Annotated in this window: 25 protein-coding genes; 7 read left to right on the forward strand and 18 right to left on the reverse strand. The window is 67.0% G+C overall.

The genetic code is table 11. The annotated features are described in order from the left end of the window. Positions 1–211: 211 nt before the first annotated feature. The 5 genes from ccsB to AC1DZQ_RS00115 are packed head-to-tail and all read right to left on the reverse strand — an operon-like array spanning position 212 to position 5,157. Positions 212–1,330, reverse strand: a complete 1,119-nt coding sequence (gene ccsB, locus AC1DZQ_RS00095; protein ID WP_476961550.1) for a c-type cytochrome biogenesis protein CcsB — start codon at positions 1,328–1,330, stop codon at positions 212–214. Further along, a complete protein-coding gene (resB, locus tag AC1DZQ_RS00100; RefSeq protein WP_476961551.1) occupies positions 1,330–3,102 on the reverse strand; it encodes a cytochrome c biogenesis protein ResB in 1,773 nt (590 codons plus the stop codon). Before resB ends, ccsB begins: the two co-directional genes overlap by 1 nt. Further along, positions 3,102–3,857, reverse strand: coding sequence for a cytochrome c biogenesis CcdA family protein (locus tag AC1DZQ_RS00105; RefSeq protein WP_476961552.1), 756 nt, complete (start codon positions 3,855–3,857; stop codon positions 3,102–3,104). The genes resB and AC1DZQ_RS00105 overlap by 1 nt, the downstream gene beginning before the upstream one ends. An 11-nt stretch (positions 3,858–3,868) precedes the next feature. Then, positions 3,869–4,489 (reverse strand): TlpA family protein disulfide reductase, encoded by a 621-nt coding sequence (locus AC1DZQ_RS00110; protein ID WP_476961553.1) that lies wholly within the window; start codon positions 4,487–4,489, stop codon positions 3,869–3,871. A gap of 2 nt (positions 4,490–4,491) precedes the next feature. After that, positions 4,492–5,157, reverse strand: a complete 666-nt coding sequence (locus AC1DZQ_RS00115) for a histidine phosphatase family protein (RefSeq protein ID WP_476961554.1) — start codon at positions 5,155–5,157, stop codon at positions 4,492–4,494. Positions 5,158–5,370: 213 nt separating this feature from the next. On the opposite strand from AC1DZQ_RS00115, the gene AC1DZQ_RS00120 reads away from it, so the two are divergent. The 3 genes from AC1DZQ_RS00120 to AC1DZQ_RS00130 all read left to right on the forward strand — a co-directional run bounded on the left by AC1DZQ_RS00120 (position 5,371) and on the right by AC1DZQ_RS00130 (position 7,994). Beyond that, a complete protein-coding gene (locus AC1DZQ_RS00120) occupies positions 5,371–5,919 on the forward strand; it encodes a YceI family protein (RefSeq protein WP_476961555.1) in 549 nt (182 codons plus the stop codon). Positions 5,920–6,129: 210 nt separating this feature from the next. Then, positions 6,130–6,864: a hypothetical protein gene (locus AC1DZQ_RS00125; RefSeq protein WP_476961556.1), complete on the forward strand. Its 735-nt coding sequence runs from the start codon at positions 6,130–6,132 to the stop codon at positions 6,862–6,864. Between the two features lie 239 nt (positions 6,865–7,103). Then, positions 7,104–7,994 (forward strand): Yip1 family protein, encoded by an 891-nt coding sequence (locus tag AC1DZQ_RS00130; RefSeq protein ID WP_476961557.1) that lies wholly within the window; start codon positions 7,104–7,106, stop codon positions 7,992–7,994. 80 nt (positions 7,995–8,074) lie between these two features. Here AC1DZQ_RS00130 and AC1DZQ_RS00135 read toward each other — a convergent pair whose 3' ends face one another. Both AC1DZQ_RS00135 and AC1DZQ_RS00140 read right to left on the reverse strand, forming a co-directional pair. Continuing rightward, a complete protein-coding gene (locus AC1DZQ_RS00135; RefSeq protein ID WP_018775049.1) occupies positions 8,075–8,770 on the reverse strand; it encodes a redox-sensing transcriptional repressor Rex in 696 nt (231 codons plus the stop codon). Positions 8,771–8,844: 74 nt separating this feature from the next. After that, a complete protein-coding gene (locus AC1DZQ_RS00140; protein ID WP_476961558.1) occupies positions 8,845–9,117 on the reverse strand; it encodes a glutaredoxin family protein in 273 nt (90 codons plus the stop codon). Between the two features lie 131 nt (positions 9,118–9,248). Here AC1DZQ_RS00140 and AC1DZQ_RS00145 point away from each other — a divergent pair, with 131 nt between their 5' ends. Further along, on the forward strand, positions 9,249–10,067 hold the full coding sequence (locus AC1DZQ_RS00145; RefSeq protein ID WP_476961559.1) for an HAD family hydrolase: 819 nt from the start codon (positions 9,249–9,251) through the stop codon (positions 10,065–10,067). A gap of 121 nt (positions 10,068–10,188) precedes the next feature. On the opposite strand, the gene AC1DZQ_RS00150 is transcribed toward AC1DZQ_RS00145, so the two are convergent. The 4 genes from AC1DZQ_RS00150 to AC1DZQ_RS00165 form a co-directional block, all read right to left on the reverse strand. Further along, positions 10,189–10,287: a 30S ribosomal protein bS22 gene (locus AC1DZQ_RS00150; RefSeq protein WP_003792170.1), complete on the reverse strand. Its 99-nt coding sequence runs from the start codon at positions 10,285–10,287 to the stop codon at positions 10,189–10,191. A gap of 205 nt (positions 10,288–10,492) precedes the next feature. Then, on the reverse strand, positions 10,493–10,714 hold the full coding sequence (locus AC1DZQ_RS00155) for a helix-turn-helix domain-containing protein (protein WP_018775046.1): 222 nt from the start codon (positions 10,712–10,714) through the stop codon (positions 10,493–10,495). 198 nt (positions 10,715–10,912) lie between these two features. Further along, positions 10,913–12,025 carry a 3-deoxy-7-phosphoheptulonate synthase gene (locus AC1DZQ_RS00160; protein WP_476961560.1) on the reverse strand — a complete coding sequence of 371 codons (1,113 nt, stop codon included), beginning with the start codon at positions 12,023–12,025 and terminating at the stop codon, positions 10,913–10,915. A gap of 287 nt (positions 12,026–12,312) precedes the next feature. Continuing rightward, on the reverse strand, positions 12,313–13,389 hold the full coding sequence (locus AC1DZQ_RS00165) for an Ig-like domain-containing protein (protein WP_476961561.1): 1,077 nt from the start codon (positions 13,387–13,389) through the stop codon (positions 12,313–12,315). Positions 13,390–13,563: 174 nt separating this feature from the next. Here AC1DZQ_RS00165 and AC1DZQ_RS00170 point away from each other — a divergent pair, with 174 nt between their 5' ends. Beyond that, entirely contained in the window at positions 13,564–14,913 is a 1,350-nt protein-coding gene (locus AC1DZQ_RS00170) for an alpha-hydroxy acid oxidase (RefSeq protein ID WP_476961562.1), read from the forward strand. A 560-nt stretch (positions 14,914–15,473) separates the two neighbouring features. On the opposite strand, the gene AC1DZQ_RS00175 is transcribed toward AC1DZQ_RS00170, so the two are convergent. Together AC1DZQ_RS00175 and AC1DZQ_RS00180 are read right to left on the reverse strand one after the other, a co-directional pair. Further along, complete coding sequence (locus AC1DZQ_RS00175) at positions 15,474–16,001, reverse strand: ArsR/SmtB family transcription factor (RefSeq protein ID WP_476961563.1); 528 nt, start codon at positions 15,999–16,001, stop codon at positions 15,474–15,476. Between the two features lie 81 nt (positions 16,002–16,082). Further along, on the reverse strand, positions 16,083–17,306 hold the full coding sequence (locus AC1DZQ_RS00180) for an acetoin utilization protein AcuC (RefSeq protein ID WP_476961564.1): 1,224 nt from the start codon (positions 17,304–17,306) through the stop codon (positions 16,083–16,085). Positions 17,307–17,423: 117 nt separating this feature from the next. On the opposite strand from AC1DZQ_RS00180, the gene AC1DZQ_RS00185 reads away from it, so the two are divergent. Continuing rightward, complete coding sequence (locus AC1DZQ_RS00185; RefSeq protein WP_476961565.1) at positions 17,424–18,854, forward strand: TrkH family potassium uptake protein; 1,431 nt, start codon at positions 17,424–17,426, stop codon at positions 18,852–18,854. A 40-nt stretch (positions 18,855–18,894) separates the two neighbouring features. Beyond that, complete coding sequence (locus AC1DZQ_RS00190) at positions 18,895–19,533, forward strand: potassium channel family protein (protein ID WP_028277721.1); 639 nt, start codon at positions 18,895–18,897, stop codon at positions 19,531–19,533. Between the two features lie 48 nt (positions 19,534–19,581). Here the strand turns inward: AC1DZQ_RS00190 and proC are convergent, their stop codons facing one another. The 5 genes from proC to AC1DZQ_RS00215 form a co-directional block, all read right to left on the reverse strand. Beyond that, positions 19,582–20,415, reverse strand: a complete 834-nt coding sequence (proC, locus tag AC1DZQ_RS00195; RefSeq protein ID WP_476961566.1) for a pyrroline-5-carboxylate reductase — start codon at positions 20,413–20,415, stop codon at positions 19,582–19,584. Positions 20,416–20,838: 423 nt separating this feature from the next. Next, positions 20,839–22,134, reverse strand: a complete 1,296-nt coding sequence (locus AC1DZQ_RS00200) for an RNA polymerase sigma factor (protein WP_476961567.1) — start codon at positions 22,132–22,134, stop codon at positions 20,839–20,841. Between the two features lie 22 nt (positions 22,135–22,156). After that, on the reverse strand, positions 22,157–22,498 hold the full coding sequence (locus AC1DZQ_RS00205; RefSeq protein WP_476961568.1) for a YciI family protein: 342 nt from the start codon (positions 22,496–22,498) through the stop codon (positions 22,157–22,159). A 112-nt stretch (positions 22,499–22,610) separates the two neighbouring features. Beyond that, positions 22,611–23,615, reverse strand: a complete 1,005-nt coding sequence (locus AC1DZQ_RS00210; RefSeq protein WP_476961569.1) for a Ppx/GppA phosphatase family protein — start codon at positions 23,613–23,615, stop codon at positions 22,611–22,613. A 92-nt stretch (positions 23,616–23,707) separates the two neighbouring features. After that, on the reverse strand, positions 23,708–24,208 hold the full coding sequence (locus tag AC1DZQ_RS00215; RefSeq protein ID WP_476961570.1) for an SseB family protein: 501 nt from the start codon (positions 24,206–24,208) through the stop codon (positions 23,708–23,710). Positions 24,209–24,249: the final 41 nt, after the last annotated feature.

The raw sequence follows: 24,249 nt of genomic DNA on the forward strand, positions 1-24,249 counted from the left end.
GCAGCCCCGGAAAGAACTCGCCGCAGGTCCGCGGTCGCGGCCGAGGCCGCCGCAACGGAGTGCCCGCCACGCCAACGCCATGACCGCCGAGCCATGACCCGTCACGCCAACGCCATGCCGACCCGTCCCAACCGCCCCACTCATTTGACACGAATGGCCGCCGAGCGGGGTAGCTTAGCGGCCATTCGTGGCAAATCGTGGACTTGGGTGCCTACAGTCCCGAGTAGGAGTGCAGGCCGTTGAAGAACTGGTTCACGATCGTGAAGTTGAAGACCACGCACAGGTAGCCGACGATCGAGAGCCAGGCGGCCCGGGTTCCGGTCCAGCCGCGGGTGGCGCGGGCGTGCAGATACCCGGCGTAGACCACCCAGATCACGAACGTCCAGACTTCCTTCGTGTCCCAGCCCCAGAACCGGCCCCAGGCCTTCTCTGCCCAGATGGCGCCGAACATGAGCGTAAACGTCCAGCCGACGAACGCGATCGCGTTGATGCGGTAGGACAGGTTCTCCAGGCTCAGGGCGTTCGGGACGAGGCGCATGAACCCGAGCTTGTCGGCACCCCCGGCGGCGATGGACTTCTGCCGGTGCGACTGCACGAGCTGCAGCGCGGACATCGCGAACGTCAGGGTGAACAGCGCCGAGGACATCACGGCGATGGAAACGTGGATGATCAGCCAGTAGCTCTGCAGCGCCGGCACGAGGTGGCCCACGGGCGTCCAGAAGGCGATGGAGGCGGCAACGAGCATGATGATGGCCAGGCCGATCACGAACGTGCCCAGGAAGCGCAGGTCGCGGCGGATCAGCACCAGCAGGAAGACGGCCACGGCCACGAACGCGCCGGTGGTGAGGAACTCGTACATGTTGCCCCACGGCACCCGGCCGGCACCCAGCGCGCGGGTGATCACGCCGGCCGCATGAATCGCGGCCCCGAGGACGGTCAGCGCGACGGCCACCCGGGCGGGGGCTCGCCGCTCACCGGCGTAGCGCATGCTGCCGTCGGCGGTCTGGCCCGCACCTGCCGCGGTGCCGCGCCCGGAGACGGCCGACGTCGGACGCTCGGCACGGCCTGCAGGGCCGCTGACGTCAGCATCGGCGCGGTCAACGTCGCCTTCGGCGGTCCCCGCACCAACGCCGACGGGCACCCGCGCGGTCTCGGTTGTCGTCGCCTGCGCGGCGATTTCCGCGGCCTTGAGGTCCACCGCGCGCAGCGTCTTGCTGCTCTTGGCCAGGTCCCAGGCGAAGGCGATGAACGCCACCGTGTAAGTGCCGGCGGCCAGCAGCATGAAGAGCTCGCTGTACTGGCCCATGGTTTCGTTGATCGAGAACGGCATTACTGATCCTTCTTCGACTCGGAGGAGCCGGCTGTTGACTGGATGAAGTCTTCTGCGGGTTGTTCAGGGGTGGCGTGTGTGCCGCTTTCACCGTTCGCGGCGGTATCCGCCCGGTCATTATCCGCTGTTGTGCTGGGAGCGGGCTGGGAACCGGTCGTGGCGTCGTCGCCCACCAGCCATTCGTCGGAGAGGAGCTTGCGGATGGCTGTGGCCTCCCCGGCCAGTCGGTGGTCTTCGCCGCGGGCCAGGAGACCGTACTCCACCATGGTGCGGCCGTCCGCGTGGGTGCCGGTGCGGACCCAGACGCGGCGGCGGTTCACGTAGAGCGATGTCACCAGCCCGCCCACGGCCAGGAGCGCGAAGATCAGGGCGTAGAGCTGGCCGGGGTTGTGGTGGATGTCCACGCCGATGTAGCGCTTGACGCCGTCGAAGCTGATGGAACCCTTACCGTTCGGCAGCGTGTAGCTGCTCCCGGGCGCCAGGACGATGCCCTTCGTGGCCAGGTTGCGGGCGTTCAGCGGCGTGAGTTTCTTGACGTCGAGTTCGAAGACGTTCTGCGGGGAGCCCGCGTTGAGGCCGAGGTCGCCGAAGTAGGAGTTCAGGGTCAGCTGCGGGTTGATGAGCTCCGGATCACCGCTGAAGGACACGCCCTTGTCCGTGACGAAGGCCGTCGGCAGGAAGAACCCGGCGAAGGCGAGCTGTTCCGGCTTGGCGTCCGGGACCTTGATGACCACGGAGGAGTAATAGTTCTCGCCCTGGAGCTTGGCCACCACGGGACCCTGCATGGCAACATTGCCGGCGGCGTCGCGGATGGTGACCACGGGAGCGTAGCCGTTGCCGGTGAGGTACACGCTGGTGCCGCCGAGGCTGAGGGGGTCGTTGACCTTGAGCACCTCTTTCTTGGCGGGTGCGTCCGGGTTTTCCTTGGTGGTCACGGCGGCCGTGAAGTCGATGGGCTGGCCGAACTTGCCCTTCGATTCACGGTCGAAGGTGATGTCGAACTTGTCCAGCTGGACCGAATACGGCTGGAGCTGGCTGCTCTGGAAATTGGTGCCGGGCGTGAACTGGTCGTAGCCGACGAGGGTGTTGACGAACGTGTCACCCTCCACCAGGATCCGCTGCCCGCTGTAGCCGAAGAGGCCGCCGGCCGCCACCGAGACCAGCACTCCGATCAGCGAGGTGTGGAAGACGAGGTTGCCGACTTCCTTCAGGAACCCGCGCTCGGCACCCAAAGACGGGCGGGCGTCGCCGCGGTCCCGGACGTCGACGCGGTATCCGCGCTTCTTGAGCAGCTCAGCGGCGTCGGAGATGGCGGCCGACGCCGGGATCCCGGCGTCGGCCGGAATTACCAGCGTGCCGTATTCGGGGAGCCTGGACAGGCGGGCGGGGGTGCGCGGGGGCTGGGAGCGCATCGCCTTGTAGTGCGCGATGGCGCGCGGGATCACGCAGCCGATCAGCGAGACGAACAGCAGGATGTAGATCGCGGAAAACCAGGCCGAGGAGTAGACGTCGTAGAGCTGCACCGAGTCCAGGATCGCGCCGTAGTCCGGGTGGTCCTTGATGTACTGCGTGACAATGGCCGGGTTGGCCGGGCGCTGCGGGAACAGCGAGCCGGGCACGGCGGCGACGGCCAGCAGCAAGAGCAGGAACAGGGCCGTGCGCATGCTGGTCAGCTGGGTCCACGCCCACCGGAGCATGCCCAGCGGACCCAGTGTGGGCAGGACGGCCTCGGGCTTCGGGGACTTCTTTTTTTCGTTCACGCGCTCGCTCATCAGATTGGCAAATTCACATCGGTTTGGAACCAGTACTGCAACTCGGAGACCCAGGTGCCCCACACGCCGCTGGCCATCAGGATGCCGAGCAGGATCAGGATCCCGCCGCCGGTGCGCTGGATGGCGAGCCGGTGCGTGCGGAAGAAGGACATCACGCCGATGCCGCGGCGCACGGCCAGGGCGATCAGCAGGAACGGGATGCCCAGCCCCAGGCTATACACGAACGCCAGGAACGCCCCCTTGGCTGCCGACGAGCCGCCGGAGAGGCTGAGCAGCTGGACGGCCGAATACGTGGGACCGATGCACGGTGCCCAGCCCAGCCCGAAGGTGATGCCCAGCAAGGGCGCCCCCCAGAGCCCGGCCGGTGGCCTGGCGTGGATCTTGGCATCACGCTGGAGCCAGCCGAAGCCGCCCATGAACACCACGCCCATGACAATCACCAGGATGCCCAGCAGCTGGGTGATCCATTTGTTCTGCGAGCCCGTGATGAAGCTGCCCAGCTGCCCGAAGGCGCCGCCGAGCAGCACGAAGATCACGGAGAAGCCGAGGACGAACAGCCCGATGCCGGCCAGCATGCGCCCGCGCCTTTGCTTCTGCAGGTCCACGCCGGTCAGTCCCGTGACGTAGCCCAGGTATCCGGGCACCAGCGGGAGGACGCAGGGCGAGAGGAAGGAGACCAGTCCGGCCAGCAGTGCGACGGGAATGGCCAGCAGGAGCGAGCCGTTCAGGATGGCTTCGGCGAAGGGGCTGTTCACGGCCGACCGCGCTACTCGGCCACGGCGGCGGCGATGAGGGACTTCAGGGTGCCCTGCTGGATTTCGCCCAGGACCCGGGAGGCGACGCGGCCCTGCTTGTCCAGCACGAGGGTGGTGGGCACGGCGCCGGGCGGCACGAGTCCGGAGACGGCCAGCAGCACGGCGCCGTCCTTGTCATTGAAGCTCGGGTACGTCAGGTTGAAGGTCTTGTCGAACGCGTCGGCCGTGGCCTTCTCATCGCGCAGGTTGACGCCGAAGAACTGCACGCCCTTGGTCTTGAATTCCTGGTTCAGCGCCTCGAGGGAGGGCGCCTCGACCCGGCAGGGGGCGCAGGCGGCAAACCAGAAGTTCAGCACGGTGACCTTGCCGGGGAAGTCCGCCGAGGAGACGGCCGTGCCGTCGAACAGCGTCCCTTTGAGCGCCACGGGACTCTTCCGGTCCGCGACGGCGAACTCGGTCACGGACCCGTCGCCGGCCACGTAATTCTTGTTGTCCCCGGCCTTGGCCTGCTTGGCGAGGGCATCGTCCTGGGCGCAGCCGGACAGCCCGAACACTGCGGCCAGCGCGGCGCCGCCGGCGGTCAGGACGCGGCGGCGGGACAGCGGAGTTTCTTCGCGGCGGTTCGCGGCCATCGTCAGGCTCCCGGGGTGCTGGCGGCACCGGGCAGCAGGGCGGCAGCGGGCTCGCTGTAGTCGACGCGCACGAGGCCGCCGGCGTCGTCGAACACCAGGGACGTCAGGGACGTCAGCGTGCACTCGCGCTTGCGCGGGTCGTGCCACAACGGCCGGCCTTCGGCGCTGAGCCGCGTGGCCCAAATGGGCAGCTGGTGGCTGACAAGGATGGCCTCGGCCCCGTTGCCGCCCAGCTCGATGGCCCGGACGCGCGCGTCCTGGACCGCCGCGATGACCCGCGCGGCCTGCTCTTTGTACGGCTCTCCCCAGGAGGGCCGGAACGGGTTGTAGAGCCGCGCCCAGTGCTTGGGCCGCAGCAGCTCCGCCTTGGAGACGTGGAGACCCTCAAAGTAGTTGGCGGCCTCGATGACGCGGGCTTCGGTGGCAATCTCCAGGCCCAGGGCGTCGGCGATCGGCTGTGCCGTCTCCTGCGCGCGGGTCAGGGGGGACGCGGCGAGGTGGACGATCCGGGCCCCTTGTGCGGAACGCTCCCTGAAGTGCTCGGCCAGGGTGCGGGCCATCTCACGGCCGAGTTCGGAGAGGTGGAATTCCGGCAGCCTGCCGTACAGGACACCATCGGGATTGTGGACCTCGCCGTGGCGGAGCAAATGAACAGTGGCTTGGGGCATGTCTACCAGTTTCTCAAAGATGCCGGTCGATCTGAAATCTTCTACAGGAGGTAGAACTGATGAGTTTGGAAAAATGTTCCCCGGAGTTGGAATAAAAGATGCAAATGCATGTTTATACTGGGTGAAGCAGTTAGTTGAGAGTTCAACCAATGATGCTTCAACTAACGATCAGACGAATCACCGCAGCACCAACCCGACTCAAGGAGAACCACCATGGCACTTCCCGCAAACGTCACCACCGGCACCTGGACCCTCGACCCGTCGCACAGCGAGATCGGCTTTACCGTCCGCCACGCCGGCATCAGCAAGGTCCGCGGTCAGTTCACCGACGCCGCAGCCACCCTGGATCTCGCCGAGAACGTCACCGACTCGAAGGTCAACGCCTCGATCAAGACCGCAAGCTTCGACTCCGGCGATGCCAACCGCGACGGCCACGTCCGCGGCGAAGACTTCTTCGACGTCGCGACGTTCCCGGAGATCTCGTTTGTCTCCAACACCATCGTCCCCAAGGGCGACGCCTACGAGCTCCAGGGCGACCTGACCATCAAGGGCGTCACCCGCCCCGTGGCCCTCGAGACCGAATTCAACGGCGTGGCCGTCGATCCCTTCGGCAACACCCGCGCCGGGCTCAGCGCCGAAACCACCATCAGCCGCAAGGACTTCGGCCTGACCTGGAACGCAGTCCTCGAAGCCGGCGGCGTGCTGGTCAGCGACAAGGTTGCGATCAACCTGGAACTGGCCTTCATCGCTCCCGCAGCGTAGTCACTACCGTCCGGGCCCGGTCAGTACCGCTCGGGCCGGGCGGCCGACGCCGGCCAGCCGGTTCCAGCGCCCTGCTTCATCTTCGCGATGAAGCAGGGCGCTGTTGTTTGCGCCGCTGCTATTTGCCTCTATTTGGCGCCGCCGTCGGGCACCGCGACGGGGCTGTAGATTCCCTAGATAACAGGGATACGGCGGTCTACAGTGAGAGCCATGAGCAACCCGAGTGATGTACCGCCGCAGCAGCCGGGCGCCCAGCCTCCGGCGTCGGGCAACGTCCCGCCAGCCGGCCCACAGCAGCCCCCGGCCAACCCGCCGATTCCTCCCGGACACCAGGCACCGCCGCCGGGGTACCAGGGTGAGCCCGGCTATCAGGTTCCACCGCCGGGGTACCAGGCACCGCCGCCCGGCTATCAGGCTCCGCCACCGGGGTACCAGGGCCAGCCGGCGTCTAAGGGCGGATTCCGCTTTGAGATGCCCATTGACCGTCCCAGGAACTTCAGCGATGCGCTGCCTATAGGCGGCCTCTCCGGCATGTTCAAGGTCGCTGCGATGCCCACCGAGCTGAAGGTCTCGTACTGGATCTGGCTTATCGGCGGACTGCTGGGACTCCTCGGTGGAGTTATCGGGTTGTTCGGGTCTTTCGTTCTGATCGCCTTCGCGCCGCCTATCGGACTCCTGGTGCTGCTGCTCGTAATCGTGGCTCTTGCATTGGCAACCGCTCAGATCATCCTGGCCATGAAGATGAAGGAAGGCCGGGAATGGGCCCGCTTCGCCCTTACCATCCTTGTCGGCATCTCCTTGGTGCTGACACTGATCAGTTCCGGCGTCGCGGACGGCCGCGGGGGCGGGGGCCTGCCGGGCTTCCTCATCAGCCTGGTGGCGACCGTGCTCATGTGGCTGCCGAACGCACAGGTCTGGTTTGTCGCCAATCGGGGCCGAATCTAGGCCTGCCGCCGCACAGGGAATCCGCCGGATCGTGGCAGCGTCAGGCTTGTCCGCCGCCAGTCTGGCGGCTCCGCCAACGCCGCCGTACGGGCCATCGAATGAGGGTTGAGAATACCTCTCCGGAATGATCCACACGGCGGCCGGCCCGCGGTACGGTTGAGCTAAACCATGCTGGGGGCAGGGCAGGATCTCTGATCCCGGTGGCCGATTCAATCGATCGACACGCAAAGGACCGCTTCATGAGCAACCCGCCAGTCCAGCCCTCACCGCCCAACGGCTCCGAGCCGGGCGGGGAATCCACTCCGGCCCCGCAGACACCCCCGGCCAACGGCCAGACGCCCCCGGCCTACGGCCAAAACGCCCCGCAGACACCCCCGGCCTACGGCCAGAACGTACCGCAGACACCGCAATACGGCCAGCAGGCACCCCCGGCCTACGGCCAGAACGCACCGCAGACACCGCAGTACGGCCAGCAGACGCCGCCGGCCTACGGCCAGAACGCCCCGCAGACACCGCAATACGGCCAGCAGGCACCCCCGGCCTACGGCCAGAACGCACCGCAGTACGGCCAGCAGACGCCGCCGGCCTACGGCCAGAACGCCCCGCAGGCACCGCAGTACGGGCAATCCCCCTACGCCCAGTACCCGTCCGAACAGCCGCAGGCTGCGGGTGCAGTTCCCCAGTTGGTCAATACATCGTTCTGGCTGATCATCGCGGCCGGAGCCCTTTGGGTCATCTCGATGCTGGTATCGCTGGGAACACTGGACACCCCTGCGGTCAGGGACATGTTCGAGCAGCAGATGGCAGCGAGCGGCACGAGCGTCGATTTCGAATCCATCAAGGGTGTCCTGATCGGCACCATCGTGGTGTTTGCCGTGATCAGCGCCGGGCTGTACGCCCTGGTCGCATTCAATGTCCGCAAGGGCAAGAACTGGGCCCGCATCCTGGGCACTGTGTTCGCGGCCTTGTCGATCTTCAACATCATCCCGCTTAGCCTCGCCACGCTGGCGGCACTGGTCGGCATCGCGGCCATCGTGTTGCTTTACCTGCCCGCGGCCTCGCCGTATTTCCAGAAGCGGCAGTCCTTTGCCAACCCCTACGGGCAGCCGGGAGCTCCCTTCGGGAAGTAGCTGCGCCAAGAACTACCCAGCCAAGAACCACCCAGCAGAGAACTGTCCAGCGGCGCGGGAGCCGGAGGGCTTCGCCGAACCTAGTCGGCGTCCTCCGGGTCCTGCGCCCTTTGTGCGTGGTAGGCCAGAATCTGCAGTTCCGTTGCCATGTCCACCTTGCGCAGGTTGACCCCCGGGGGGACCTGGAGCATGACCGGCGCGAAGCTGAGGATGCTCCGCACGCCGGCGGCAATCACCCGGTCGCAGACGTCCTGGGCCACTGCGGCGGGCAAGGCAAGGACCACCATGTTGGCACCCGTCCGTTGCAGTACCGGCTCAAGGTCGGCGGCGTCGCTGACCCGCAGCCAGCCGACCTCGCTGCCCACCACCATCTGGTCGGCGTCGAAAATTGCCACAATGTCAAAGCCCCGCGACTCGAATCCGCCGTACCGGGCCAGAGCTTTCCCCAGGTTGCCCGCACCGACGATCGCGACTTTCCAGTCATGCGTCAGCCCGAGGGCAGCGGCGATGTTGCGGTTAAGGTACTGGACTTCGTAACCGACACCCCGGGTTCCGTAGGAGCCGACATAGGAGAGGTCCTTGCGCAGCGTCGAGGAGCTGACCCCGGAAGCCTCGGCCAGGGACTCGGATGAAACCCGGTCCACCCCCTCAGCCAGCAGCGTGGTCAGGGCGCGCAGATAGATGGTCAGCCGGGCCACGGCCGCGGGTGGAATCTGTTTGGCCGCAGTCCCGGCTCCGCCGGGGACAGCCCCGGGAGATGAATCCAGCGAAGTCACTATCTGCTCCATTGCGTCGCGTTGTGCTTCCCACTCTAGAGCCCCCGCACATCACGCAACAAAGCACCCCGCCGTCAGGAGGGCTGGTCGAGGACCCGTTGCAGGGTCCGGGTCAGGCGGGCCTCGTCGATCTTCCAGAAATCCCGCTGGACACCATTGACCAGCACCACCGGGATCTCTTCGGCGAAGCGTTCGCGCAGCCCGGCGTCGTCGTCCACCGATTTCTCCGACCAATCGATTCCGAGCGCAGCGGTGACGCGGCCGACTGCGGCGCGGGCCTCCGCGCACAGGTGACAGTCAGCTTTGGTGATCAGAACTACATCGGGGACGTGCGCGGGTTTGGCCATGCTTCCACCGTAGCCCGGCGGCCGCTTGGGCGTCGACGCGCGGGGCAGTCCGCCTGGGTCCGGGGCCGCCCTGCCGTCGGGTCGCGCGCCCTGCGGGCGGTCGGGGGCCGGTCATTGACTAGACTCGTGGCATGCCCGAGGAGAAATACGTCATTGTGGCCAGTGAGCCTGCTGCATCGACGCAGCACGGCGAGGCTGCATTTTTCGACGTCGACAACACCCTCATGAAGGGCGCAAGCCTTTTCCATGTCGCCCGCAAGCTTCACCAGCGTGGCGCCTTCACCCTGCCGCAGGCTGCCGGGTTCGCCTGGAAGCAGTTCATGTTCGTACTGCGCGGCGAAAACATGGATGACGTCCATGCCGTCCGCGATTCCGCCCTGACGCTGGCCGCCGGCATCACCGCGAAGGACATCGAGGCTTTGGGCGAAGAGGTCTACGACGAGATGATTGAGTCGCGGATCTGGCCGGGGACCAAGGCCCTGGCGGAGCAGCACCTCCGGGTCGGGCGCAAAGTCTGGCTCGTCACGGCGACGCCGATCGAGGTGGCCACCGTTATTGCCACCCGGCTGGGCCTGACCGGGGCGCTGGGCACGGTGGGCGAGATCATGGACGGCTCCTACACGGGCCGGCTTGTGGGCGAAATCCTCCATGGCCCGGCCAAGGCGGTCGCAGTCCAGCAAATTGCCGAGGAGCAGGACCTGGACCTCAGCCGTTGCTGGGCCTACAGCGATTCCCACAACGACATCCCGTTGCTGAGCATGGTGGGGCACCCCGTTGCCATCAACCCCGACTCCAAGCTGCGACGCTACGCCCGCGAGCACAACTGGCCGGTCTACGACTTCCGTGCGGGCCGGCGCGCCGCCACGTTGGGCTTCAAGGCCGCGACGGTCGGAGGGGCCATCTACGGCCTGTGGCGGGGGTTCTCCCGCTTCCGCGGCCCCAGCCGCTAGGCGACCCCGGCTTACCGCTACGGTTCCGGACCCGCGCGCTGCGGATCAGGGCCGACGCCCGAGCAAGAAAAATGCCCGCCGCCTGGAAGGCAACGGGCATTTCATGCATTTCGAAGTATTGCTACTTCTTATTGCGACGCTGGTGGCGCGTCTTGCGAAGCAGCTTGCGGTGCTTCTTCTTGGCCATACGCTTGCGACGCTTCTTAATAACTGAACCCACGAAAGTTCCTTACCGGCTAGATGCAGTACCTGCCTGTTGGGAAGGGTCCGCGGGCTAAGCAGCAGACTGAAGCAACTGACAGGTTCTTACAATGACGTAAAACGTTCCTTAACAGGGTACCGCCTCTGCGAGGCACCCCACGACCGCGGGCCCCATGCGGGACCCAAAGCAGTCGATTCACGCTGTGAATGTTGCCGCCGACTGTTCAGCCAGTTCCGGCGTGGCCGTCGTTCCGGTCGACGACGGCACCCTTGAGGTACTGTTCGACGGCGTTTTCCGGCACGCGGTAGGAGCGGCCGAACCGCACGGCCGGCATCTCCCCCGAATGCACAAGACGGTACACAGTCATTTTTGATACCCGCATAAGTTCCGCGACTTCGGCCACGGTCAAAAAACGGGCCTTGGAGAAGTTGGCCTCCGTAGACATTTCCCTATTCCTTTGCTCAAGCGAACGGCAGCCCCACCTGTTGACATGGCGGTGTGCCGATGCTGAGCCATCAAACAACCATGTGTTAGCAACACTAGTTGCTCATGGTGCCAAAGTGAAAGACTTCCTCAAGAATCCCCACACGATTTCCGCAGGAATCTCGAAAAACTCGCGGCACCGGCACCTCCTCTTGCTCCCTTAGGCACGGCTCCGCCGCGTGCGGGCCGACGCCGCCAGCTGGCCAAGTACCGACGCCGTCACATCCCAGTCCATGCAGGCATCCGTGACGCTCTGGCCGTAGACCAGCTCGTCCCGGCCGTCGCCTGTGGCGGTGACGTCAAGGTTCTGGGCCCCGCCCACCAGGAAGCTCTCCAGCATGACGCCGGCGATGGCCCCGGCGGCGGCTCCGGCGTTTTCCAGCTGCGCACCAATTTCGAGGGCGACCTCGGCCTGGCGGTGGTGGTTCTTGCCGCTGTTGGCGTGGCTGGCATCGACAATCAGGCGGGGGTTCAACTGCTTCGCGGCGAGTTTCGCGGAGGCCGCTTCTACGTCGGCGGCTGAGTAGTTGGGGCCCTTGCGTCCGCCGCGGAGAATGACGTGGGTGTCCGGGTTGCCGGCAGTTGCCACAAGCGCCGCCCTGCCGTCGTCGTCGATCCCGAGGAACGCCTGGGCGGCAGCGGCGGCGCTGCACGCGTCCAGCGCCACCTGGAGGTCGCCGTCGGTCCCGTTTTTGAAGCCGATCGGCATCGATAGCCCGGAGGCCAGCTGTCGGTGGATCTGGCTCTCCGTGGTGCGGGCACCGATTGCGCCCCAGGCCACCAGGTCCGCGACGTACTGGGGGCTGATGGGCTCAAGGAACTCGGTGGCGGTGGGGAGGCCGAGGGCGGTGACCTGCCGCAGGAATGCCCGGGCCGCGCGCAGGCCCGCGGCGATGTCGTGGCTGCCGTCCAGCCGGGGGTCGTTGATCAGGCCCTTCCAGCCCACCGTGGTGCGCGGCTTTTCGAAGTAGGTGCGCATGACGATCAGCAGGTCCTCGCGGTGCTTCTCGGCCTGGCTGACCAGCCGGCGGGCGTATTCCAGCCCCGCCTTGGGGTCGTGGATGGAGCAGGGGCCCACGATGACGAGCAGCCGGTCGTCCACGCCGTCCATGATGGCCCGGACCTCGTCCCGGCCCCGCCCGACCACCTCGGCCAGGCGGGCCTCCAGCGGCAGTTCCGCCATGAGGTCCTGCGGGGTGGGCAGCGGGGTGAACTCGCTGACGCGCAGGTTCGAGGTGGGGTGCTGGGTGCCGGTGGCTGCTTCGATGCTCATGTTCGGGTCCTGTTCCGGATGCGGAGCGGGCCCTGATCAGAACCCGCCGGAGAAATGGCGAAGGGCAGAGAATGATCTCTGCCCTGTTGGCTCTGAAGGAAAGTTGGATGCGTGTCAGTTAGACGCGGGCCCCTCCAGAGCCAACGAAAAATACGCATACCAACGGTTAGTCATAGCCTCGACCATAGCCCCGGGGCCGCGGCCGGGGCAAACGTCGGGCGTAACAATCCGCCGTCGCACCGGGTCAGGCATGCGGCCCAGTGGCGGCCCGGATCGCTGCGCCGCTGTCAGCCCATGAGGTTGACCGTCCGGGCAGGTGTGAAGCCGGCCAGGTACGCGCTTGATCCGAGGTACTTTGCCTGGAGCACGTGCTTGCCCGGACTGAGCGAGGTGTAGGTGAAGCCGGCTTTGCCGTTGACCAGCTTGACGGGTACGCCGATCCTGGTGTTCCAGTCATAGAACTGGACCATCCCGGTCGGGATTGCGCCGGTCGGGGCCCGCGGGCCGATGACAGCCTGGACAGCGACTGCCTGCCCCAGTGGGATGTCTCCGTGGTGGGAGGAATGGAATTCGGTGCTTATGGCCGCCTGCAGGGGGCCGGTGACGGTGTGCGTCACGGGTGGAGACGCAGACGGGAAGTAGTCGCCGGCATCGTGGCTGTAGTCAGCGGTGATTACGTGCTGCCCCACGGCCAGGCCGCTAAGGGTGAAGACCGCGGTCCAGCCGGCACCCACGGGTTTGGCGGCGACTTCGATTCCGTCGACCACCAGGTGGACAGCCCCGAGCGGCGTGCCGGTCAGGGGCCCTGTCAGCGCGGAAACCTGGGCGTTGACGGTAACCGCTTGTCCCTGGGGAGAGGAACCGGCAGGGCTCACTGTCACGGAGGTCCGGGTCTGGGGGCCGCTGAGGACGTTGATCGGGAATCTAATGGTCTTAGGCGCGAAATTGCTGTCACCCCGGTAGGCCGCGCGAAAGAAGTGGGTGCCCAACGGCAGCGGTGGCGCAATGAGTACGAAGAGTCCCGGCAGGATGTTGTTGCTCAGTTCGCTCGTGGAGAGCACCGTACTGCCGTAGTCGGGCAGCAGGTCAACGGTTCCCGTGGGTACCTTGCTGGACGGTGACGCCGGGAGGACCTGTCCGGCCACCTGGGCGGAGTCGCCGGCGAAGACCAGCTGGAAATTTCCGTTGGCCGTAACGGTGACATCCGCCCGGGGGTATGGCGAAGTCAAGGCAGCGTCCGCGCCGTTGGCCGGGCCCGCTATTCCGGCCAACAAGAGGACCATGGCAGCCAGCAGCGGTGCCAGCAGTGCCAGCCGCGATCTCGGTCCGTACGCCGGCGCGCGGGTTTTGCTGGTTTTCTCCACAGTCTCGATTCCCCTTCCGTATGACGGAAACGCCTCATGCAACCGAGGGCCTCCGCAGGCTAGTGTCCCCCTGGCACCTTGGGACGAACTGGGCCATGCACGCGGGGGCCCAAAATTTGACCGCTAGAGTGTTCTGGAGCACACGCTGAAGATCCTGCAGAACCGGAGGCAGCCATGACGCATACCGTCCCGCCCGGCAACCCCGAGGCTCCGACCACTCCCGAGTCCACCGGCACGGACCCTGCGGCCTCCGCATCCGGGCAAGACACAGCGGCAGCGGCCGCCCGCGGGCTCCCTGCCGCGTTGAAGCGCCGCCTGCCCAAATACGCCGACCTCGCCCCGCTGATGCAGTTCAAGAAGCCGGAGTTCGGCCGGGCCGCCAGGCTGCGCCGTGCCAGCACCATCTGGGACCTGCGGGACATGGCCAAGCGCCGCACGCCCCAGGCGCCCTTCGACTACACCGACGGCGCCGCCGAGGCCGAAATCTCCCTCCGCCGCGCCCGCCAGGCGTTCCTGGACATCGAATTCCGGCCCGGGGTCCTGCGGGACGTTTCCAGCATCGACCTCAGCACCGACATCCTGGGCGGGCCCTCCCGCCTACCGGTGGGGATCGCGCCCACCGGCTTCACCCGGATGATGCAGTCCGAGGGCGAATACGCCGGCTCCCAGGCCGCCGAAGCCGCCGGCATCCCGTACACCCTCTCCACCATGGGCACGGCGTCCCTCGAGGACGTCGCCGCCGCCGCACCCACGGGCCGCAACTGGTTCCAGCTCTACCTGTGGACGGACCGGGACCGGTCGCTGGAACTGATCCAACGCGCCGCCGCGGCCGGCAACGACACCCTCATGGTCACCGTCGACACCACCGTCGCCGGCGCCAGGCTCCGCGACGTCCGCAACGGCATGACCATCCCGCCGGCCCTGACGCTCAAGACCGTCCTGGATGCGTCCTACCGACCCGCCTGGTGGTTCAACTTCCTCACCCACGAACCCCTGACCTTCGCATCCCTCTCCCGCTACACGGGCACCGTCGCGGACCTCATCAACTCCATGTTCGACCCCACCCTGACCTATGCCGACCTCGACTGGCTGCGCGAGACCTGGAAAGGCAAACTCGTAGTCAAGGGCATCCAGACCGTCGACGACGCCCGCAAAGTCGTGGACCACGGCGCCGACGGGATCGTGCTCTCCAACCACGGCGGCCGCCAGCTGGACCGGGCACCGATCCCGTTCCACCTGCTCCCCGAGGTCTCCGCCGCGCTGAAGGCAGACCGCAGCGAGGCGGCGATCATCCTGGACACCGGCATCATGAGCGGCGCGGACATCATCGCCGCCCTCGCACTCGGCGCCGACTTCACCCTGATCGGCCGCGCCTACCTCTACGGACTCATGGCCGGCGGACGCGCCGGCGTCGACCGCGCCCTCCAAATCCTGGAAAAAGACATGCAACGCACCATGGCCCTGCTCGGCGTCAACCGGATCGCAGACCTCACCCCCGACCACGTCCGGCTCCTCGGCACCTAGCACGCCCAGAAATCCCTCGAGATGGCATTTCGCGACCACGCTTGCGACGAACCCGGCCGCGACGTGCCATCTCGGCAGGGTGGGCGCAGGGGGTAGGCAACGCGACAAATTGCTGGCGTGCCCCTAAGAGCGGGGCCAATGTCTCAGAGAATCCTGGGCCGAAGATTCACGATTGCACCGCATGTTTGGCTGCGCTAGCGTATGCCCTGAACGACACATTCATGTGGAACTTGGGCCGGCGCTGTTAGGTGGCGGCCAAGTGTGGATATGAGCCACGCGCGCACTCTTCCAAGAAGGGTTTCGCCCGATGGCAAACTGCACCAAGATCACTTATTCGAGCCTCTGGCATGCGAACCGTGCGCTCCAAGCAATCGTCCGCAACGGCTCGTCACTGCGCGGCAAGGTGCCAGCGGCGGTCTACCCATGCGCGGGATGCAAGGGATGGCATCTGACGTCTAAAAGGGCAGCCGGGAAAGCAAAGAAGTGGCAACTTCAGTCTTCGTGAAAGTGGCACCCACAAACGCCAACGGCGAAGCGGACAGGACTCTAAAGCCGGAGGGTTACTTCTTGCGGCCGAACTTGGGCAGGTTGGCCAGGAGATCGGCGGCTTTGGTGGCGGCCCGGCCCACGGTCCGCCCGATCTGCTGGGGCATCTTGTCCTCCCCGGCCGTTCCCACCGGGATGACGACGGCGGGGCTCAGTGGGCTGCCGGCAGGGCGGCCCGCCAGTGCTGCGGCGGGTTGCGCGGCGACCGGTTGCGGGACGGCCGCGGCGGCCAGGCCATCCGGGACGGCGGCGGGGCTGGTTTCGGCGTGGAGGGCGGCGGGGACGACGTCGAACGCCTGCAGCCAGCTGGCGATCCCAGCGAGCGGCTTGGGGTTGAGTGTGTAGTACCGCTTCTGGCCCTGGGCGCGCATGCTCACCAGGTCCGCTTCGCGGAGGACTTTGAGATGCTTGGAAATGGTGGGCTGGCTTGCTTCAAGCTCCTGGACCAGTTCCCCCACCGCTTTGTCCCCCTTGCGGAGGGCTATCAGAATGTCACGCCTGGTTGCCTCAGCAATGACGGCAAATACGTCGTCTGTCACCATGCCCTCCACACTAGCGACATATACGCCAGATGGCATCCACCTATTGCTGCCTGGGTGCAGGGCCTCCAGCCAGGCCTGGATTTAGTCGAACCAGGGGTCCAGCCCGTGCAGGGGGAACACTTCCTTGCGCGTGGCCATGATGGTGCGGTCCACCTCGTCGTTGGGGTCGAAACCCACTTCCCAGGACCGCCACCAGAGGTCCACGTCGTCGCCCATCGCCTCAGGGGGCTCCACACCGAACCTGGCCCCGTACTTGTCCTTGACGTAGTTGCGCCAGTCCTCCGGAACCGGGGTGCGCAGCGGCACCGGGCGGCCGGCGGCGATGGCTATGAGGTGACTCCAGGACCGCGGCACCACGCTGACCACGTTGTAGCCGCCGCCCCCGGTGGAAATCCACCGGTTGTCGCAGTAGCGGGCGGCGAGGTTGCCGATGGCCGTGGCGGCCTCGCGCTGGCCGTCCACGCTGATGTTCAGGTGGGTGAGCGGGTCGAGGCGGTGCGAGTCGCAGCCGTGCTGGCTGACGATGACTTCCGGTTCGAACGCGCCAATGAGCTGGGGCACGACGGCGTGGAAGGCCCGCAGCCACCCGGCGTCCGCGGTGCCGGCCGGGAGGGCGACGTTCACGGCGCTGCCTAGCGCGTCCGGGCCGCCGATCTCGTTGGCAAACCCGGTGCCCGGGAAGAGGGTCAGCCCGGATTCGTGCAGCGAAATGGTCAGCACCCGCGGATCGTCCCAGAAGATGCTTTGCGTGCCGTCGCCGTGGTGCGCATCGACGTCGACGTAGGCCACGCGGCGGACGCCGCCGTCGAGCAGCCGCTGGACCGCGAGGGCGGCGTCGTTGTAGATGCAGAAGCCGCTCGCGCGGTCCCGGGAGGCGTGGTGCATCCCGCCGCCGAAGTTCACGGCCCGCACCGCGCTGCCGTCCAGGACGGCTGCGGCCGCCAGCAGGGAGCCGCCGGCCAGCCGGGCGCTGGCTTCGTGCATGCCGGCAAACGCCGGGTCATCCTCGGTTCCCAGGCCCCTGGCCTGGTCGGGGATCTCCGGGTTTTCGCTCACACGCCGCACGGCGGCCACAAATTCCGGGCTGTGGACCGCGCACAGCTCGGCGTCGGTGGCGACATCCGGGGCCGCCACAGTGACGTGGTCAAGATCCAGCAGGCCCAGGCTGCCGGCCAGCTTCGCCGTGAGCTCCATCCGCTCCGGCGCCATCGGGTGGGAGTGGCCAAAGTTGTAGGCGGTCATGGCAGGAGCCCACACCACCGTCGTTGGCAGCGCGGTCTGAGCGAGTCCGGGCAGGAATGTCATCAATCACAGGCTACCCGAGCGGTCCCCAGCTTCCCGCGCGTGCACGGGTGCTCCCCCGGCCATTACCGAACTTTAGTGGTTTACTACTTGGGGAAGCAGTTTCAACCGAGGAAAAACATGACGCAAAGCCAGTCGAGGTCCACGAGCCCGGCCAGCTGGCAGCCAGGCATGCCGGAGCGGGAAGGCCTGTGGATCTTCACACGCCTGCGCGACTTCATTGACAGCATCGCAAACAGCTCGCCGGCCCGCTTGGCGCTCTCGGCGTTCGGCGTCGTGATCCTGGTCTTCACCGCCTTGCTCTCGCTGCCCTTAGCTTCCGCCACGGGACAGGTCACACCACTGCATCAGGCGTTCTTCACCGCGTCGTCCGCTGTCTGCGTCACGGGCCTGACCGTGGTCTCCACGGCTGTGCACTGGTCCTTCTTCGGCCAGCTCGTGATCCTGGTCGGCATTTTCGTGGGCGGCTTGGGCACCTTGACCCTCGCTTCGCTGCTGGCGCTCATGGTCAGCAAGAGACTTGGCGTCCGCGGCAAGCTGATCGCCCAGGAGGCCATGAACGCCGGCCGGCTCGGCGAAGTCGGCACGCTGCTCCGGATCGTGATCGTGACCTCCGTCGTGATCGAGGCCGCCCTGGCACTGGTCCTCATCCCCCGGTTCCTGCTCCTTGGGGAGAGTTTCCCGCAGGCCCTCTGGCACGGTGTCTTCTACGCAATTTCATCGTTCAACAACGCCGGTTTCACCCCGCATTCGGACGGAATCGTCCCCTACGAAACCGATCTGTGGATCCTCGTCCCGCTCATGCTCGGCGTGTTCCTGGGCAGCTTGGGCTTCCCCGTCGTCATGGTGCTGCACCAGAACGGGCTGCGGTGGAAGAAATGGAACCTTCACACCAAGCTGACCATCCAGGTCTCCTTCATCCTCCTCGCCGCCGGGACGGTCCTCTGGGGCTTCCTGGAGTGGGACAACCTGCGCACCATCGGCGACATGGACCTCGGCGAGAAGATCACGCATGCGCTGTTTGCCTCCGTTATGCTGCGGTCCGGCGGCTTCAACCTTGTGGACCAGAACCACATGGAGTCCACCACCATGTTGCTCTCCGATGCCCTCATGTTCGCCGGCGGCGGTTCGGCATCCACGGCCGGCGGCATCAAGGTCACGACCATCGCCGTGATGTTCCTGGCCATCACCGCCGAGGCCCGCGGCGACGCCGACGTGAAGATCTACGGCCGGACCATCCCCGAAGGCACCATGCGCGTGGCCATCTCGGTGATCGTCGCCGGCGCCACCCTCGTCTCGGTCTCGGCCCTCCTGCTCCTGCACATCAGCCATGCCTCCCTGGACCGGGTCCTGTTTGAAACCATTTCCGCCTTCGCCACGGTGGGCCTCAGCACCAACCTCAGTGCAGAGTTGCCGCCGTCGGGCGTCTACGTCCTCGCTTTGCTCATGTTTGCCGGGCGCGTCGGGACGGTCACCCTTGCCGCAGGCCTGGCCCTGCGTCAGCGCAGCCAGCTGTACCACTACCCGGAAGAGAGACCGATCATTGGCTAGTTCCTCAGGCGCCGTCAACCGCCCCGCCCACAATGCCCCCGTGCTGGTGATCGGGCTGGGCCGTTTTGGCGCATCCACCGCAGAGCAGCTGGTCAAGCAGGGCCGGGAGGTCCTGGCCATTGAGCGCGACCGCAGCCTCGTCCAGAAGTGGGCGAGCGTCCTGACGCACGTCGTGGAAGCCGACGCCACCAACATCGACGCCCTCCGCCAGCTCGGCGCCCAGGAATTCAGTTCCGCCGTCGTGGGCGTGGGCACCTCGATCGAATCCTCGGTGCTGATCACCGTGAACCTCGTGGACCTCGGGATCGAACACCTCTGGGTCAAGGCGATCACGCCCTCGCACGGCAAGATCTTGACCCGGATCGGCGCCAACCATGTCATCTACCCGGAGGCTGACGCCGGCGTCCGTGCCGCGCACCTGGTCTCCGGGCGCATGCTGGACTTCATCGAGTTTGACGATGACTTCGCGATCGTCAAGATGTACCCGCCGCGCGAAACCGTGGGCTTCACGCTCGATGAGTCCAAGGTCCGGTCCAAGTACGGCGTCACGATTGTGGGCGTGAAGTCCCCGGGCGAGGACTTCACCTACGCGCGGCCAGAAACCAAGGTTTCCTCGCGGGACATGCTCATCGTTTCGGGCCACGTGGACCTGCTCGAACGGTTCGCCGCACGCCCTTAGGCCGCAACCGGAGCCGCCGGGCCGGCTCCGGTGTCCGCACGGGCCGGCTCAGGCGAGCTGGCGGGTGATTTCTGCCGCGCGCTCGGCCGCCGCGCGGGCGCCGTCGGCGATGATGGCCGGCAGTCCCCGCTCGTCAAACGTGGCGATGGCCCGTTCCGTGGTGCCGTTCGGGCTCGTGACCGCCTTGCGCAGCGCGGCAGGATCGGCGCCCGGCTCGGCCAGCATGAAGCCCGCCCCGGCGACGGTCTCGCGGGCCAGCAACAGCGACAGCTCCGGATCCAGGCCCAGTTTTGCCCCGGCCTCGGCCATGGCCTCCGCCAGGTAGAAGGCGTAGGCCGGGCCCGAGCCGCTGATCGCGGAGAGGGCGTCCACCTGGTCCTCGGGGATCTCTACGACCGTGCCGACGGCCGCGAGGATGTCTTTGGCGTGCTGGAGCTGCCGGGCGGAACAGTTGGTCCCGGGAGAGACGGAGACGACGCCGCGGCCCAGCTTCGCCGGTGTGTTCGGCATCGTGCGGATGACCGGCTGACCTGCCGGCAGCGCCGCCTCCAGCTGCTCCAGGGACACGGCGGCGGCAACGCTGATGACGATCGTGTCCGGCGCCAGGGAGCCGCTGATTTCCCGGGCCAGGTCCGCGATCCCCACGGGCTTGACGCCGAGGATCACGACGCCGGAGCCGGTGGCGGCCTGTCTGTTGTTGTCGGGCTCTTCTTCACCCGCAATGGCCGTGATCCCGTGGTGGCGCTGCGCCAGCTCGGCCGCGCGCTCGGCCCGGCGGACCGTAGCGACAATATCGGCCGGGTCGACGCCGCCGTCGATCAGCCCGCCCAAAATTGCCTCGTTCATTGACCCACAGCCCAGGAATGCGATTCGGTTGCTCATGTCCCCATCATTGCAGTCTGACGTGATTCCCAGCCAGCTCACACCTTCAGCGCAGTCTGTGCACAACTTTGGACCCTAACGTAGTAGGTACCTCATTGAGGGTGCGAGTGATGCAGCAGGCATGCGGATGCCTGCGCGGCACCGGTGGTCTGCGGCGGGTTTTCCCATTTTCCCGCAGCGCACCGCCGGTGCCTTTGCCGTTTAAGACACCAGTGGCGGAGCCGGCCACAACCCCGGGGCGCCGTCGGATTGCCAGCGAATGCACAGGGAAATCTCGCTTCGCGCCCATGATCGGCCACTACCTTGGAAAGTGCCTCAACAGGTGCGAGTGATGATAGCCGGTTCCCCCGGAGCCGGCGGTGCGCCGGGCGATTTGCAGCAGAGTTCCCCCAAGTCCTGCTCCGATCGCCCGGCGCTACTCATTTAACCGGCTCCGCCGAACGCTGGGCTGCGGAGCTTGCCTTCCAGGAACCGGCGTTCCGCTGCACTTCCGGCCAAAGCCAGGGCCCGCCTGTAGCTTTCTGCCGCCTCCGGATAGCGGCGCAGGCGCGCCAGGAAGTCGGCGCGGACGGCGTGGAAGAGGTAGTAGTTGTCCAGGCCCAGGCCCTCTATCGCCGCCAGTGCGGCAACGGGGCCGTGCAGTTCTGCGAGGGCGACGGCGCGGTTCAACTCCACCACCGGTCCCGGCGCGACGGCCAGGAGTTGGTCGTACAGCTGCAGGATCTGCGTCCAGTCGGTGTCCCCGGCGGTCGCGGCGTCGCTGTGGACGGCGTTGATTGCCGCCTGGAGCTGATACGGCCCGGGGCGGTTCCGGCGCAGGCACCGGCGCACCAGGTCCCGGCCTTCGGCGGCCAGGGCGCTGTCCCAGCGCCCTCGGTCCTGGGCCGCGAGCAGCACCAGTCCCCCGTCGGGGGTGAACCGCGCGCCGCGGCGGGACTCGATGAGCAGCATCAGTGCCAGCAGTCCCGCCGCTTCCGGCTCGTCCGGCATCAGCGCCGCCAACAATCTGCCGAGCCGGATGCCTTCCGCGCAGAGCTCCGTGCGTTCCGGGCCGTCGGCGGGGCCCGCGGTGTAGCCCTCATTGAAGATGAGGTAGACCACCGCCAGCACCGGTTGCAGCCGTTCGGGCAGTTCGGCGCCCTGTGGGACCCGGTACGGAACTTTCGCATCCCGGATTTTCGCCTTGGCCCGGACCAGCCGCTGTGCCATGGTCGCCTCCGGCACCAGGAAGGCCCGGGCGATCTCCGCCGTCGTCAATCCACCCAGAAGCCGTAGCGTCAGCGCCACCTGGGCGGACCTGGCCAGGGCGGGGTGGCAGCACGTGAAAATCAGCCGCAAAGTGTCGTCGTCCACGTCCTCGACCTCTGACTGTTCCGCCAGGAACTGCTCTTCGGCGGCCGGCGCGGGTCCGGGACCGGACCGCGCCGCCGCCAGCAAGGCCGCCTGCGCATGTTTGTCCTCGCGTGAGGCCTCCCTCCGCAGCCGGTCGATCGCCCGGTGCCGTGCCGTCGTGATGATCCAGCCGGCCGGACTGGGCGGGACGCCTGTTGACGGCCAGTGCTGGACCGCCGCAGCAAAGGCATCCTGGACGGCGTCCTCGGCAATATCGATGTTCCCGAACGTCCGCGTCAGGACGGCTACGGCGCGGCCGTATTCGCGCCGGAACACCCGGGCAATGTCAGCCTCGGTCGCGGCCTCATTTGCACCACGGTCGCCCACAGCAGCACTCCCGGCCCGGCGGCTAGTGCTGGAACGGACGGACTTCAACCGGAAGTGTCGTGGCGCCGGCCAGCTTCCGCGCCCAGCCAAGGGCCGCGTCCAGATCCTCGGCCTCGATCACGGTGAATCCGCCGAGGTGCTCTTTGCCTTCGGTGAACGGCCCGTCGGTCACGAGGATCTCTTCGCCATTGGGCCGGAGGACGGTCGCGGACTCCGCCGGGTGGAGCCCCGCGGCGAACACCCAGGCACCCGCCGCCTGCATTTCATGGTTCAGGGCCGCCAGGTCATGCATGATCGGTTCGAGGAACTCAGGGTCCGGGGCTGGGCCGTCCGGCTGGTAAATGCTGAGCAGGTACTGCGTCATTTCGGGTGCCTCCTTGGCGAATCGGCCGGCGGTGTGCCGGCCTCTCAGCAATTACACGATCGAGGACGCTCCGGATCGACACCGACTCGACACCATCGCCGCCCGGGCGGCCTCAGGAAGCTTTTTCCGGCGACTGGAGCCGCGCCGGCGGTTGCTCTGTCACATGCGGCGCGGGATCGAGCGGACCCTCAAACACCAACTGGTCCAGGCGGCGGAGGATGAGTCCCTCACGCAGGGCCCACGGGCACGTCACCATGCTGTCGAACTCGAACATTTCCAGGGCCGCTTCCGCGACGAGGGCGCCGGCGAGGATCTGCGCCGCGCGGGCCTCGGAGACGCCGGGCAGGTGGAGCCGGTCCCCTACCTCCATGGCCGAGATCCGCTGCGCCCAGAGCCCCAGGTCCAGGGACAGCAGCTCCCGCTTGACGTAAGGCCCGGCGGCGCTCGGGGCGGCACCGGCAATCCTGGCGAGCGACCGGAACGTCTTGGACGTGCCCGCGACAAGGTTGGGCCGGCCCAGCTTCTCGAATTTGCGCACCGCAGGTTTGAGCGTGGAGCGGATGTAGCGGCGCAGCTCCTTGATGCTCTTGGCCGACGGCGGGTTCTCCGGCAGCCAGTCGCGCGTCAGCCGGCTGGCGCCGAGCGGAACGGACATCGCCAGCTCGGGCAGCTCGTCCTGTCCGAGGGCCATCTCGAAGGAGCCGCCGCCGATATCCAGGTTCAGGATGGACCCGGCGCCCCAGCCGTACCAGCGCCGGACGGCGAAGAACGTCATGGACGCCTCTTCGCTGCCGGTGAGCTCCCGGAGGGTGACGGTGGTTTCGTCCTTCACGCGGGCCAGGACGTCAGCGCCGTTGGTGGCCTCGCGGATGGCCGAGGTGCAGAACGCGAGGAGGTCGTCGGCTTTGTGCTTGGCCGCGAATTCCCACGCCTCGAGGACGAACTCGACCAGTTCATGCTGCCCGGCGTCGTTGATGTTGCCGTCGTCGTCGAGGAACTGCACGAGCGACAGCCGCCGCTTGTGCGAGGCGTAGGGGACCGGGCGGGCGCCGGGATGGGCGTCGACCAGCAGGAGGTGGACGGTGTTGGACCCGATGTCGAGGACGCCTAGACGCATGGTGCCATTATTCCCCCCACGGGGCGGCTGGCCTAGCTGCGACGGCGGTATTCGCGAAGAATCCCGGCGTCGCAGCCGGGCCGGTCACGGGCTTAGGCCGGGTCGCTGCCCTGCGCCGGACGGTCCGCGGCCAAGTCACTGGGCTGGGCGGTGGGCTCGGCGGCAGCACCATCAGCGGACTCGTCCGTTGGCTTGAAGTCGCGGCGGATATTCGCCACGCCCTCCGGGTCGATCTCAAAGCCGTAGGCGGCGCCGGGGTTGATCACCATGCCGAGTTCTGCGCCGAGGTTGCCGATGATCGCGGCGCCCTGCGTGCCCAGCACGTTCGGGGCGGCGGCGAGATACTGCTCGGTGACGCGGCTCGGGTGCGAGAAAACGGCCAGGACGGGCTTGCCGGAGGAGTTCGCGAGGACCAGCGGCTCCACTTGCGAGTCGGGGCCCTCCAGGGCGTCGGAGCTGACCACGTAGACCTCGTTGTTGAGGAAGGCCAGGATCACGTCCACCGGGTTGGCGTCCGGCTGCTCCCCCCGGGCGAGCTGCTCTTCGAGTTCGTTCAGCGGCTGGTTGTCCAGGTGTGCGGGCTGTTCAGTCATATTCCTACTCGATCACGTCCACGGCCGGTCCGCAAACGCGA

The sequence above is a fragment of the Arthrobacter sp. P1_C12_2 genome, assembly GCF_056406415.1.

Excerpts from the sequence above, each read along its gene's own strand:
- ccsB (WP_476961550.1), bottom strand. The coding sequence starts at position 1,330 with ATGCCGTTCTCGATCAACGAAACCATGGGCCAGTACAGCGAGCTCTTC.
- resB (WP_476961551.1), bottom strand. The coding sequence starts at position 3,102 with ATGAGCGAGCGCGTGAACGAAAAAAAGAAGTCCCCGAAGCCCGAGGCC.
- AC1DZQ_RS00110 (WP_476961553.1), bottom strand. The coding sequence starts at position 4,489 with ATGGCCGCGAACCGCCGCGAAGAAACTCCGCTGTCCCGCCGCCGCGTC.
- AC1DZQ_RS00115 (WP_476961554.1), bottom strand. The coding sequence starts at position 5,157 with ATGCCCCAAGCCACTGTTCATTTGCTCCGCCACGGCGAGGTCCACAAT.
- AC1DZQ_RS00120 (WP_476961555.1), top strand. The coding sequence starts at position 5,371 with ATGGCACTTCCCGCAAACGTCACCACCGGCACCTGGACCCTCGACCCG.
- AC1DZQ_RS00125 (WP_476961556.1), top strand. The coding sequence starts at position 6,130 with ATGAGCAACCCGAGTGATGTACCGCCGCAGCAGCCGGGCGCCCAGCCT.
- AC1DZQ_RS00130 (WP_476961557.1), top strand. The coding sequence starts at position 7,104 with ATGAGCAACCCGCCAGTCCAGCCCTCACCGCCCAACGGCTCCGAGCCG.
- AC1DZQ_RS00140 (WP_476961558.1), bottom strand. The coding sequence starts at position 9,117 with ATGGCCAAACCCGCGCACGTCCCCGATGTAGTTCTGATCACCAAAGCT.
- AC1DZQ_RS00145 (WP_476961559.1), top strand. The coding sequence starts at position 9,249 with ATGCCCGAGGAGAAATACGTCATTGTGGCCAGTGAGCCTGCTGCATCG.
- AC1DZQ_RS00155 (WP_018775046.1), bottom strand. The coding sequence starts at position 10,714 with ATGTCTACGGAGGCCAACTTCTCCAAGGCCCGTTTTTTGACCGTGGCC.
- AC1DZQ_RS00160 (WP_476961560.1), bottom strand. The coding sequence starts at position 12,025 with ATGAGCATCGAAGCAGCCACCGGCACCCAGCACCCCACCTCGAACCTG.
- AC1DZQ_RS00170 (WP_476961562.1), top strand. The coding sequence starts at position 13,564 with ATGACGCATACCGTCCCGCCCGGCAACCCCGAGGCTCCGACCACTCCC.
- AC1DZQ_RS00175 (WP_476961563.1), bottom strand. The coding sequence starts at position 16,001 with ATGGTGACAGACGACGTATTTGCCGTCATTGCTGAGGCAACCAGGCGT.
- AC1DZQ_RS00180 (WP_476961564.1), bottom strand. The coding sequence starts at position 17,306 with ATGACATTCCTGCCCGGACTCGCTCAGACCGCGCTGCCAACGACGGTG.
- AC1DZQ_RS00185 (WP_476961565.1), top strand. The coding sequence starts at position 17,424 with ATGACGCAAAGCCAGTCGAGGTCCACGAGCCCGGCCAGCTGGCAGCCA.
- proC (WP_476961566.1), bottom strand. The coding sequence starts at position 20,415 with ATGAGCAACCGAATCGCATTCCTGGGCTGTGGGTCAATGAACGAGGCA.
- AC1DZQ_RS00205 (WP_476961568.1), bottom strand. The coding sequence starts at position 22,498 with ATGACGCAGTACCTGCTCAGCATTTACCAGCCGGACGGCCCAGCCCCG.
- AC1DZQ_RS00210 (WP_476961569.1), bottom strand. The coding sequence starts at position 23,615 with ATGCGTCTAGGCGTCCTCGACATCGGGTCCAACACCGTCCACCTCCTG.
- AC1DZQ_RS00215 (WP_476961570.1), bottom strand. The coding sequence starts at position 24,208 with ATGACTGAACAGCCCGCACACCTGGACAACCAGCCGCTGAACGAACTC.